Origin of the sequence: uncultured Clostridium sp. (genome assembly GCF_910588715.1) — a bacterium.
Classification (GTDB): Bacteria; Bacillota; Clostridia; order Clostridiales; family Clostridiaceae; genus Clostridium.
This window is the reverse complement of sequence record NZ_CAJURG010000004.1, coordinates 1-12,837: the sequence shown is the minus strand read 5'-3', so window position 1 is coordinate 12,837 and position 12,837 is coordinate 1. Positions and strand designations below refer to the sequence as shown.

Below are 12,837 nucleotides of genomic sequence, written 5' to 3'. Positions count from 1 at the left end.
TAAAAATAAATATGTGAGTATAATCCCCATTTTACTACTAAATAATTATTGTAAAATTATTACTTTTACGACAAAAAGTCCAAAATAGCTGTTGAAAATACAGCTATAAAAAACGTATATTCATATTTAAATTTAATGATTAAAGTTTATAAATAGAAAATATTAAAATTTTTATTAGAAAAAAAAGGAACTATGTCTTACGAAATACGAAAATACTTAACATTAATTGACATAACTTTCTAAAAAAAAATGATATTATTTTATTAGGAATTTTATGAGGAGAATGATAAATATGGATTATGGTATTGAGGTGCCTAGTTACAGAAAGGTAGATAGTGAAAAGGCAAAGAAGAAATTAAGCTTTGAAAAAGGAATGCTTATAATGCTATTAACTATAGTTTCAGGAACTATGATTAGTAGAGTAGGATTTGGATTTGTGGAAGGGTTATATTTGGCTCCATTTGGAATAGCTTATCTTTTGGCGTTAGCGAAGAAAAATGACATAAAAAATTTATCTTTAATTTTTATAGCTGTTTTAGTTGGATATTTAAGTGGAGGAAGCAAAACAATAGATGTTATACTTTGTATTTCTTTATCAACAGCAGTATTAATAAGTAAAATTGTTTTTAATACTTTAAATAAAGAATTTAAAAATGGAATTGTATTTTTAGCTCTAACTATAACATCTTTAGCTATAGGTTTATTATTTGGAGAACAGAGTTTTGAAATAAATTTAATTTTTTCTTTGACTAAAACTGCAGTAATAATACCAGTTTTTTATATACTTAATTATGCTATTGGTTGTATGAAGGAGATAAATACCAATTATTTTTATTCTACAGAAGAATTGATTAGTATAGCTATATTAAGTTGTTTAGTTATAGCTGGAATAGGAAATTTAACTTTATTTGGAGTTGAAATAAGAACAATAGTTGCATTAGCTATGGTAATTACAACAGCATATGCCTCTGGAAGTAATTCAGGAGCAATATTAGGGATAACAATGGGAATAATAATAGGCATTGCTAATAATGATTTACTGATTGTAACTACTATGTATAGTATATGTGGATTAATTGTAGGTGTTTTTAAAGAAACTGGAAAGATTTTTTCAATTTTAGCTTATTTTATATCTTTATTTATGATATTAACTTACACAGGCAATATAACAGTACAATCAATTATAGAGGTTTCTATAGCAGGTGCTATTATGTTGCTTATACCTGAAAAGACCATTAAAGAAATATTAAGAGAACTTAATAATGAAGAAAAAAGTAAAATAATAAGTGATGCTCAAGTTGAAGGGATAAAATTAGAGTTTGTAGATAGACTAGAATCATTAAGAGGATCGTTAACTGCAGTTGCAGCATCTATTGAAAGTTTATCAGGTAATGAAAAATTACTTATGAAAAATAAGGGAACTGCAATGATTGAAAGTTTGGCGGATAGAGTATGCCAAGATTGTGAAATGAATAATAAATGTTGGGGAAGAGAGCTTCATAGTACATTTTCTGATTTTGGAGAACTTATGTTAAGTTGCGAAAGTAAAAATGTATATTTACCTAAGGATTTAAATGTGAAATGTGTAAAAAGAAGTACATTGTTAAAAAGTGCAGAAGAATTATTTTCAACTTATACAATAAATGAAGCTTTAAAATCTAGACTTATAGAAGGTAGAAGTGTTGTTGCAAGTCAAATAAATAATATGGCAAACACAGTTTCTAGTATACTTGGAGACTTTAATAATAATGTTAATAGTTGTTTAGAAATTGATAAATTATTAAGAAAAACATTAGCAAAAAATCATATTAGATATGAAAATATTTATTCGTATACAGATAGAAAAGGTCGTTTAAAAATAAAAATTAAAGTAAGTAGTAGCGATGGCGAGAATTATTGTAGAAAATCAATTATTCCTATTATTAGTGAGTTGGTGAGAACTCCTTTAAGCATTGCAGATGAAGGATGCAAGATTAATCCACAAACAGGGGAATGTTCAATCACAATAGAAGAATCTTATAAGTATAATGTAGCTTCTCATGTAGCATTTAATGTTAAAGATGGAGAAAAGTATTCTGGAGATAGTTATAGTTTTGGACAAAATAAAGTTGGTGAATATGTAACTATAGTTAGTGATGGAATGGGTTCTGGTCCTGAAGCAGGTTTAGAAAGCGAAGCTGCAATAGAATTAATAGAGAAGTTTATGGAAGGTGGATTTAGTGAATCAACAATGCTTAATGCTGTAAATTCTATAATGGGAATGAAATTTAGTGAAGATGAAAAATTTACTACATTAGATATGAATTCTATAGATTTATATACAGGAGAAATAGAATTTATAAAAGTTGGAGCTAGCATGAGTTTTATTAAAAGAGGTGCAGAGGTTGAAGTTATTAATAGTTCATCTTTACCTTTTGGAATTGTAGATGACATAAGCATTAAACCTGTTAAGAGAAAAGTAAAAAATGGTGATATAATAGTTACAATAAGTGATGGAGTAACAGATGTTGATAAAGCTAATATTGGAGATTATTCTTGGATAGTAAGTTATTTAGAAGGAGAGCAAAACAATCCCGAATTAATTTCTAAAGAAATTTTAGCATTAGCTAAGAAGAAGTGTAATGGAAGAGTTCTTGATGATATGACTGTAGTTGTTTCAAAACTTTATTCTTGTTAATTAGAGTTTATTATACTTAAATAAATTGTATAGAAAAAATTATTATAAAAAACTTTAAGGGGTGCTTCATTTTTGAAGCATCTTTATTTTATATTTATAAAATTTATTTAATTATAAACTTAGTGCATATTGTGTTTACATTAAAAAAATGTAAATGTATTATAGAGTTATATTAAAAAATAGGAGAATGCATGTGTTAAATAAAGTTATAAATTATATAAAAGAAAACGAACTTATAAAACAAGAAGATAAAATATTAGTTGCCTTATCAGGTGGCCCAGATTCTGTATGTTTGTTACATATTTTATATGAATTAAAGGATAAATTTAATTTAGATTTAGGAGCTATTCATATAAATCATATGTTAAGAGGTAATGAATCTGATGCAGATGAAAAATATATAATTAATTTATGTGATGAATTAGGAATAAAACATTATGTAAAAAGAATAAATATAGAATATGTTGCTAAAGATTCAAATGTATCTTTGGAAGTAGCTGGAAGAAATGAAAGATATACGGCATTTGAAGAGATAAGAAATAAATATAATTATAATAAGATTGCTGTGGCTCACAATGCAAATGATCAAGCAGAAACTGTTTTAATGAGAATTATGAGAGGAACAGGTTTAGAAGGATTAACTGGTATAAAGCCTAAAAGAGAAGACGGAGTTATTAGACCTATATTATGTTTAAATAGGAAAGAAATTGAAGGCTATTGTGAAGAAAAAAAGTTAAATCCAAGAATAGATGCTAGTAACTATGAAAGGATTTATAGTAGAAATAAAGTTAGATTAGATATATTACCTTATATGAAGGAACATTTTAATAAAGATATAATTGATACATTTAATAGAATGACATTATTATTACAAAAAGATAATGAATTTATAGAAGAATATTCCAAAAAATGTTATAATATTTATTGTGAAAATTATGATAAAAAGCTAAAAGTATCAAAAGAATTATTTAAGAAAGAAATGGATGCAATTATAACTAGAGTTGTGATAAGAGCATTTAAAGAAATTTCTAATTCTCATCAAAACTTTGAAATGAAACATATATATGAAATTGTTAATTTAGCAGGTAAGGGTACGGGAAAGAAGATTAATTTAACTAATAGAATAATATGTGAAAATTTATATGGTGATATTATTTTTAGTATTAAAAATACAGGGAAGAAAAATATAAGTAAGGATTATGAAATTAGGATAAATAAAGATGAGCTTGTAAATAAAATTACTTTTGATAATTATGATATTACTTTTGAAATAGTTGATAATAAAAAAGAGGGAAATTTTCCTAAAAACAACTTAATAAAGTTATTTGATTATGATAATATAAAAAAAGAGATTGTGATAAGATACAGAAAAGATGGAGATAAAATTGTACCATTAGGTATGAATGGGAGTAAAAAGCTTAAAGATATTTTTATTGATTTAAAAATATCAAGAGAATATAGAGATAGTATCCCTATTTTATGCTTTGATGATAAAATATCTTGGGTCGTTGGATGCAAAACATCACAATTATTTAAAGTAACAAAAGATACAAAAAAAATATTAAAAATAACAATAGATAGAAAGGAATAAGATTATGTTACAAGATATAAAGGAAGTATTATTTAGTGAGGAAGTTATTAATAATAAAATAAAGGAATTGGCAACAAGAATTAGTGAAGACTATAAGGGAAAGAATTTATTAGTTGTTGGAGTTTTAAAGGGTTCTGTAATTTTTGCAGCAGAACTAATTAAAAATATATCAATACCGTGTGAAATTGACTTTATGGCAGTATCTAGCTATGGTACATCTTCAGAAACTACAGGTGTGGTTAGAATTCTTAAGGATTTAGATCATGAAATTTCGGGTAAGGATATAATTATAGTAGAAGATATTGTGGATAGTGGAGTTACATTAGATTATTTATTAAAATACTTAATGGCTAGAAATGCTAATTCTGTTGAAATAGTATCATTATTAACTAAACCTTCTAGAAGAAGAGTGGATATAAACTGCAAATATATTGGATTTGAAGCTCCAGATGAATTTATAGTTGGATATGGACTTGATTATGCTGAAAAGTATAGAAATTTACCTTTTGTAGGTATATTAAAAAGAGAAGTTTATGAAAAGTAATTTTAATTAATATTTTTAAAATAAATATATAAAGAAAGGGGGGCCTTGAATGAAAAAGTATTCAAGTGCTACTGTATGGATAATAGCTATAATATTATTATTTTTTGCTGCATCATTCCTTTTAAAGGGGGAAAGTAGTTCTGATAGAATAGTATTTAGTGACTTCCAACAAAAATGGATAAATAACGAAATTGAAAGCATTAAAGTAGACCCTGATAAAATGATTGTAACAGGACAAACAAGAGATGATAAGAACTTTACAGTATATGCACCAGATTCTATGGTGGAAATGTTAAATAGTCAATATGCAAAAAATGATGTTAAGATAGAATATGTCGCACCATCTAATAATAGTGTATGGCTTAGTGTGATACCTAGTGTTTTAATAATATTATTATTTTTAGTATTTATATTTTTCTTTACACAACAATCACAAGGTGGAGGTAGTGGAAAAGGAGTAATGAACTTTGGAAAAAGCAGGGCTAAGATGATGTCTCCAGATGCAAAAAGAGTAACTTTTGATGATGTAGCTGGAGCTGATGAGGAAAAGGCAGAATTAGAGGAAATTGTTGATTTCTTAAAGGCACCGTCTAGATATACTGAAATGGGTGCTAGAATACCAAAAGGTGTTTTATTAGTAGGTCCTCCAGGGACAGGTAAAACATTACTTGCAAAGGCTATTGCTGGAGAAGCGGGTGTGCCATTTTTTAGTATTTCAGGTTCGGATTTTGTTGAAATGTTTGTTGGTGTTGGAGCATCAAGAGTTAGAGATTTATTTGAGCAAGCAAAGAAAAATTCACCAGCTTTAATATTTATAGATGAAATTGATGCTGTTGGTAGACAAAGAGGTGCTGGACTTGGCGGTGGTCATGATGAAAGAGAGCAAACACTTAATCAATTGTTAGTTGAGATGGATGGATTTGGAGCAAATGAAGGTATAATAATGATAGCTGCTACAAATAGACCAGATATACTTGACCCAGCGTTATTAAGACCAGGTAGATTTGATAGACAAATAGTTGTTCAAAGACCAGACAGAAAAGGAAGAGAAGCTGTATTACAAGTTCATACACATAAGAAACCTTTAGCTGTTGATGTAAGTTTAGAAGTTTTAGCTAAAAGGACTCCTGGATTTAGTGGAGCAGATTTAGAAAATTTAGCAAATGAAGCTGCACTTTTAGCTGTTAGAAAAAATAAAAAGGCTATAGGAATGGAAGAATTTGAAGAAGCAATAACTAGAGTTATTGCAGGACCAGAAAAGAAAAGTAGAACTATTAGTGAACATGATAGAAAACTTACTGCTTATCATGAAGCAGGTCATGCAGTAGTAATGAAATGTCTTAAGCATTCTGATCCAGTCCATGAAATAAGTATTATACCAAGAGGTATGGCTGGTGGTTATACTATGCATTTACCAACAGAAGATAGAGCATATACATCTAAAGAAAAATTACAAGATGAAATGGTAGGACTTTTAGGCGGAAGAGTTGCTGAAAAGCTAATCTTAGGAGATATAAGTACAGGGGCTAAAAATGATATTGATAGAGCAAGTTCAATAGCTAGAGCTATGGTAATGGAATATGGAATGAGTGATAAGATTGGAACTATTTCATATGGTGCTGATAATAATGAAGTGTTTTTAGGTAGAGATCTTGGTAGAGGAAGAAACTTTAGTGAAGAAATTGGTGCTGAAATAGATAGGGAAGTTAAAAAGTTTATTGAAGTATCATATGAGAGAGCAGAAGATCTTTTAAAGAAAAATATAAATAAACTTCATGCAGTAGCAAAAGAACTGTTAGATAAAGAAAAAATAGATGGTAAAGAATTTGAAATGATATTTGATGCAAATTAAAAAAGTAGCCGAGAGGCTACTTTTTTAATATAATACGAAATTTTATATAAAAAAAGTTGATAATATAGGTATAAATACGAATTTTATTAATATAATTAATAAAAATATTCGATTTGGTGTTTTAAAATAAAATTTACAATGATATAATTTAACTATATTTAAAATTTGAAAGATTTAAGGAGAGTATTTTATGAAAAGTGATATTCAAATAGCACAAGAAGCAAAAATGGAACCTATAGTAAAAATTGCGGAAAAGTTAAATTTAAATGAGGATGACATAGAGCTTTATGGAAAGTATAAATGTAAGATTTCATTAGATGTATTAGATAAAAACAAGAATAAAGAAGATGGGAAATTAGTTCTTGTTACTGCAATAAATCCTACCCCAGCTGGAGAAGGAAAATCAACTGTTACGGTAGGCCTAGGGCAAGCTTTATGTAAAACTGGAAAGAAAGCAATAATAGCTTTAAGAGAACCATCTTTAGGACCAGTTTTTGGAGTGAAGGGAGGTGCAGCTGGTGGTGGTTATTCACAAGTTGTACCTATGGAAGATATAAACTTACATTTTACAGGAGATATGCATGCTATTACTACTGCGAATAATTTATTATGTGCTGCTATAGATAACCATATCCATCAAGGAAATGTTCTTAGAATTGATTCAAGAAGAATTATATTTAAAAGAGTAATGGATATGAATGACAGAGCTTTAAGAAACATAGTTGTAGGAATGGGTGGAAAGGTTAATGGATTCTTAAGAGAAGATGGATTTATGATAACTGTTGCTTCAGAAATAATGGCTATTCTTTGTTTAGCTACAAGTTTATCAGACTTAAAAGAGAGAATGGGAAATATATTAATTGCATATGATTTAGATGGAAATCCTGTATACGCAAAGCAATTAGAAGTTCAAGGTGCAATGGCTTTATTAATGAAAGATTCTGTTAAACCTAATTTAGTTCAAACTTTAGAAAATACACCAGCAATAATTCATGGTGGACCATTTGCTAATATTGCACATGGTTGTAATTCTATAGTTGCAACAAAGATGGCATTAAAACTAGGTGAAGTTGTTGTTACTGAAGGTGGTTTTGGAGCTGACTTAGGAGCTGAAAAATTCTTAGATATAAAGTGTAGATATGGTGATTTAAATCCAAACTGTATAGTTGTTGTTGCTACTATGAGAGCTTTAAAGCATCATGGAGGAGTTAAAAAAGAAGAATTAAATATTCCAAATGTTGAAGCATTAGCTAGGGGAATTGTTAATTTAGAAAAACAAATAGAAAATATGAAGAAGTATAACGTTCCAGTTGTAGTTGCTATTAATAAGTTCGTAACAGATTCTGAAGAAGAAATACAGTTTATTAAAGATTTCTGTGAAAAGTTAAATGTAAGAGTAGCTTTAAGTGATGTTTGGGCCAAAGGTGGAGAAGGTGGATTAGAGTTAGCTAATATAGTAAATGAAGTATTAGATAATGAACAATCTAATTTTAAAGTATTATATGATGAAAATAATTCAGTAAAGGACAAAATTTTAACTATTGCTAGAGAAATATATGGAGCAAGAGATGTTGTATATACACCAGCAGCTAATAGACAAATTGCTGAGCTTGAAAAATTTGAATTAGATAAGTTACCTATTTGTATGGCTAAAACTCAATATTCGTTATCTGATAATCCAACATTATTAGGAAGACCTGAAAATTTTGATATAACAGTTAAGGAAGTTAGGGTATCAAATGGAGCAGGATTTATAGTAGTTTTAACTGGAGATATAATGACAATGCCAGGTTTACCAAAGGTTCCAGCAGCTAATAGAATGGATATTTTAGAAAATGGAGAAATTATAGGGCTATTTTAATTTTTAAAATTTACAACACTTGACAAATAGTATGTAATTGTTAAAATTAAATTAAGTTTTAATTATTGTTTAATATTACGATAAAAGCAGCTTTAGGGCTGCTTTAATTATGTTAAGGTGGTGCGGTTTATGATTCTACTGGTAGATGTGGGGAATACCAATATAGTTATAGGAGTTTATAGGGATAATGATTATATAGCAGGATGGAGAATTTCTACTGATTCTAAAAAGACTTCAGATGAATATAGTATACAAATGATACAGCTATTTAATCAAAATGATTTAAATCCAAAGGAAGTTAAGGGAATAATAATTTCTTCTGTTGTACCTAATATAATGCATTCTTTAGAGAATATGATGAAAAAGAGTTTTAATATAGACCCTATAGTTGTAGGCCCTGGTGTAAAGACTGGAATAAATATTAAATATGATAATCCAAAGGAAGTTGGAGCAGATAGAATAGTAAATGCCGTTGCTGCTCATGAAATATATAGAAGAGATGTAATAATTATTGATTTTGGTACTGCAACTACATATTGTGCAGTTACTGAAGGTGGTAATTATTTAGGTGGATGTATTTGTCCAGGTGTAAGAATATCTTCAGATGCTTTATTTGAAAGAGCAGCAAAACTACCAAGAGTAGAACTTGAATTACCAAAAAGTATAATATGTAAAAATACAGTTTCAAGTATGCAAGCTGGTATATTGTATGGGTATATAGGGCAAGTAGAGTATATAGTTAATAAGATAAAAAGTGAAATGATTGAAAGTGGATTTGAAAACCCTTATGTAATTGCAACGGGAGGATTAGCAAATTTAATTTCAAAATCTACAGATGTAATAGATAAAGTTGATTCTAGTTTAACATTAGAAGGATTAAGAATACTATATGATAAAAATAAGGAGTAAATAAATGAAAATAGGAAACCTTAATTTTGAAAAAAGTGTTTTCTTAGCGCCTATGGCAGGAGTTACTGATATTTCTTTTAGAGGACTATGTAAGGAAATGGGTTGTGGATTAGTTTATACTGAAATGGTAAGTGCAAAAGCATTATATTATGGAAGTGAAAACACACAATCTCTTCTAAGAATAGCTGACGAGGAAAAGCCAGTAGCGGCTCAAATTTTTGGAAATGATCCTAAAGTAATGGCAGAAGTAGTACAAAGTCATTTTAATAAAATGGATGATATATGTATTTTAGACATTAATATGGGATGTCCAGCACCTAAGATAACAAAAAACGGAGAAGGTTCAGCATTAATGTTAAATCCTAAATTAGCTGGTGAAATTGTAAGTGAGATAAAGAAGGTTTCAAATAAGCCTGTTACAGTTAAATTTAGAAAAGGTTATGATGAGGACAATATTAATGCAGTAGAATTTGCTAAGATGATGGAATATTCAGGAGCAGATGCAATTGCTGTTCATGGAAGAACTAAAAAGCAAATGTATGAAGGGAAGGCAGATTGGGATATAATAGCTAAAGTAAAGAAAGCTGTTTCAATTCCTGTTATAGGAAATGGAGATGTATTTACCCCAGAGGATGCTTTAAGAATGAAAGAAATAACTAATTGTGATGCGATAATGATAGCAAGAGGAAGTATGGGAAATCCTTGGATATTTAATCAAATTGAGAGAGTACTAAAAGGTGAAGAGATATTACCTATTAGTGCAGAAGAAAAAATAAATATGTGCTTAAGACATTATGAATTAGCAATTAAATATGATGGAGAATTTAAAGCTGTTAGAGAAATGAGAAAACATGCTGCTTGGTATTTAAAGGGATTACCTAAAAGTAGTGAACTAAGAAATATAGTAAATAACTTATCTTCTACAGAAGAAGTTATAAATATATTAAAAGATTATAAGAATGAATTAAAAGATTTTTATTTATAAAAATGTATTATTTATTATTAATATTGTAATAATATAGAAGAATTAAAATAGTTAGTTATTTTATTGACAGATGAAATAGCCTGATTTATAATAGTTAAAATGATTTTAAGATTACTAAGCTTTTGTATTATATAGATGAATACAGTTAAGCTTTGAAGGGGAGAAAGATATGAGTCAATCAAAAAAATTTATAATGACTTACGAAGGTGTTAAAAAGCTTGAAGAGGAATTAGAATATTTAAAGACAGTAAAAAGAAAAGAAATTACAGAAAAAATAAAAGTTGCTTTAGGATATGGGGATTTAAGTGAAAACTCTGAATATGATGAAGCTAAAAACGACCAAGCTTTTACTGAAGGAAGAATAATTCAGCTAGAAAATATGTTAAAAAATGCTGTAGTTGTTGATGAAAGTGAAATTCCTAAAGATAAGATTTCAGTAGGATCAATAGTTAAAGTTATGGATTACGAATTTGATGAAGAAGTTGAATATACAATAGTTGGTTCGGCAGAAGCGGATCCAATGAATTTTAAAATATCAAATGAATCACCAGTAGGTAGTGCTTTAATAGGAAAGAAAGTTGGAGATATAGTAGAAGTTACAGTTCCAAGTGGAATAAGTAAGTTTGAAGTCTTAGAAATTAGAAGAGACTAATTGGAGGTATAGTGAATGTCAACTGAAGAAATGAACATACAAGAACTAGAATCACAATTCAATGAACAAGAAAGATTAAGAAGAGAGAAGCTAGTTCAATTACAACAAGAGGGAAAGGATCCTTTTGATGTATATAAAGTTAATAGAACACATAGTTCACAACAAGTTAAAGATAACTTTGAAGCTTTAGAAGGTAAAGAAGTTACTGTTGCAGGTAGAATTATGTCTAAGAGAGGCCAAGGAAAAGTTGTATTCTCTGATATACATGATAGAGATGGTAAAATCCAATTATTTATAAAAATCGATGAAGTTGGAGAAGAGGCTTTAAAGCAATACAAGACTAATGACCTAGGTGACTGGGTTACTTGTACTGGAGAAGTGTTTAAAACTAAAACAGGAGAAATTTCTGTTAAAGCTAAAAACTTAGAGTTAATATGTAAGTCTTTAAAACCACTTCCAGAAAAGTGGCATGGATTAAAAGACCCTGATTTAAGATATAGACAAAGAGAAGTAGATATAATAACTAACCCAGAAGTTAAGACTACTTTCATAAAGAGAAGTCAAATAATAAAAGGTATAAGAGAGTTCTTAGATAATAGAGGATTCTTAGAAGTAGAAACTCCAATGCTTGCAACTATAGCTGGTGGGGCATCTGCTAGACCATTTATTACTCATCATAATACATTAGATTTAGATATGTTCTTAAGAATAGCTCCAGAATTATATTTAAAAAGATGTATTGTTGCTGGATTTGAAAAAGTTTATGAATTAGGAAGAACTTTTAGAAATGAAGGAATGTCTGTAAGACATAATCCAGAATTTACTATGATTGAATTATATCAAGCATTTGCTGATTATAATGATATGATGGAATTAACTGAAAATATGGTTGCAGAAGTATGTAAAAAGGTTAATGGAACTACTAAAGTTACTTACCAAGGAACTGAAATTGACTTTATGCCACCATGGAGAAGAATAACAATGGTTGATGCTGTTAAGGAATATGCAGGAGTAGACTTTAAAGAAATTAATTCTAATGAAGAAGCTCAAGCTATTGCTAAGGAAAAGCATTTAGAATTCCCAAAACCATTAAATACTGTAACTAAAGGTGAAGTATTAAATGCTTTATATGAAGAATTCTGTGAAGAGCATATGATTCAACCAACATTTATTATAGATTATCCAGTAGAAATCTCACCTCTTACAAAGAAAAAGAGAGGCGATGAAATGTTTACTGAAAGATTTGAAGGCTTCGTATTCGGTAGAGAATTATGTAATGCATATTCTGAACTAAATGATCCAATAGTTCAAAGAGAAAGATTTGCTCAACAAGAGAAAGAAAGAGAACTTGGTGATGACGAAGCTTACATGATAGATGAAGAATTCATGAGTGCCTTAGAAACAGGTATGCCACCAACAGGTGGATTAGGAATAGGAATAGATAGATTAATAATGTTCTTAACTGATTCAGCATCAATAAGAGACGTTATATTATTCCCTACAATGAAACCACAAAACTAATAAAAAACCACCGTAAGGTGGTTTTTTATTATGAAAATATAAAATAATTAACTTAATTTAAATTGTTAAGTTTATCATTTTATATTTATTATAATTGCGTATAAATTAATAATTTAAAGAAAAAATAAAAAAATTAGAAAAAAGGGGTTGCATTTTATATAAAAGCTGATATAATAAATTATGAAATGACATTCCGCGATAGCTCAATGGTGGAGCACTCGGCTGTTAACCGATAGGCTGGAGGT

At 28.7% G+C, this 12,837-nt stretch carries 9 protein-coding genes; all 9 read left to right on the top strand.

The genetic code is table 11. From position 1 onward, the window contains the following. The first annotated feature begins 292 nt into the window (after positions 1-292). The 9 genes from spoIIE to lysS all read left to right on the top strand — a co-directional run bounded on the left by spoIIE (position 293) and on the right by lysS (position 12,592). A complete protein-coding gene (gene spoIIE, locus QZ321_RS07920; protein WP_291750170.1) occupies positions 293-2,677 on the top strand; it encodes a stage II sporulation protein E in 2,385 nt (794 codons plus the stop codon). Positions 2,678-2,870: 193 nt separating this feature from the next. Then, the gene (tilS, locus tag QZ321_RS07915) at positions 2,871-4,268 is read left to right on the top strand and encodes a tRNA lysidine(34) synthetase TilS (RefSeq protein ID WP_291750173.1); all 1,398 of its coding nucleotides are present in this window, start codon (positions 2,871-2,873) and stop codon (positions 4,266-4,268) included. A 4-nt stretch (positions 4,269-4,272) separates the two neighbouring features. Beyond that, entirely contained in the window at positions 4,273-4,812 is a 540-nt protein-coding gene (hpt, locus tag QZ321_RS07910; protein WP_291741781.1) for a hypoxanthine phosphoribosyltransferase, read from the top strand. Positions 4,813-4,861: 49 nt separating this feature from the next. Next, positions 4,862-6,664 (top strand): ATP-dependent zinc metalloprotease FtsH, encoded by a 1,803-nt coding sequence (gene ftsH / locus QZ321_RS07905; protein ID WP_291750176.1) that lies wholly within the window; start codon positions 4,862-4,864, stop codon positions 6,662-6,664. 190 nt (positions 6,665-6,854) lie between these two features. Continuing rightward, entirely contained in the window at positions 6,855-8,525 is a 1,671-nt protein-coding gene (locus tag QZ321_RS07900) for a formate--tetrahydrofolate ligase (protein ID WP_291750179.1), read from the top strand. Between the two features lie 129 nt (positions 8,526-8,654). After that, the gene (locus QZ321_RS07895) at positions 8,655-9,434 is read left to right on the top strand and encodes a type III pantothenate kinase (RefSeq protein WP_291750182.1); all 780 of its coding nucleotides are present in this window, start codon (positions 8,655-8,657) and stop codon (positions 9,432-9,434) included. A 4-nt stretch (positions 9,435-9,438) separates the two neighbouring features. Next, positions 9,439-10,419, top strand: a complete 981-nt coding sequence (dusB, locus tag QZ321_RS07890; RefSeq protein WP_291750185.1) for a tRNA dihydrouridine synthase DusB — start codon at positions 9,439-9,441, stop codon at positions 10,417-10,419. Positions 10,420-10,588: 169 nt separating this feature from the next. Further along, on the top strand, positions 10,589-11,071 hold the full coding sequence (gene greA / locus QZ321_RS07885; protein WP_291750189.1) for a transcription elongation factor GreA: 483 nt from the start codon (positions 10,589-10,591) through the stop codon (positions 11,069-11,071). Positions 11,072-11,086: 15 nt separating this feature from the next. After that, positions 11,087-12,592 carry a lysine--tRNA ligase gene (gene lysS / locus QZ321_RS07880; RefSeq protein WP_291750191.1) on the top strand — a complete coding sequence of 502 codons (1,506 nt, stop codon included), beginning with the start codon at positions 11,087-11,089 and terminating at the stop codon, positions 12,590-12,592. Positions 12,593-12,837 lie beyond the last annotated feature (245 nt).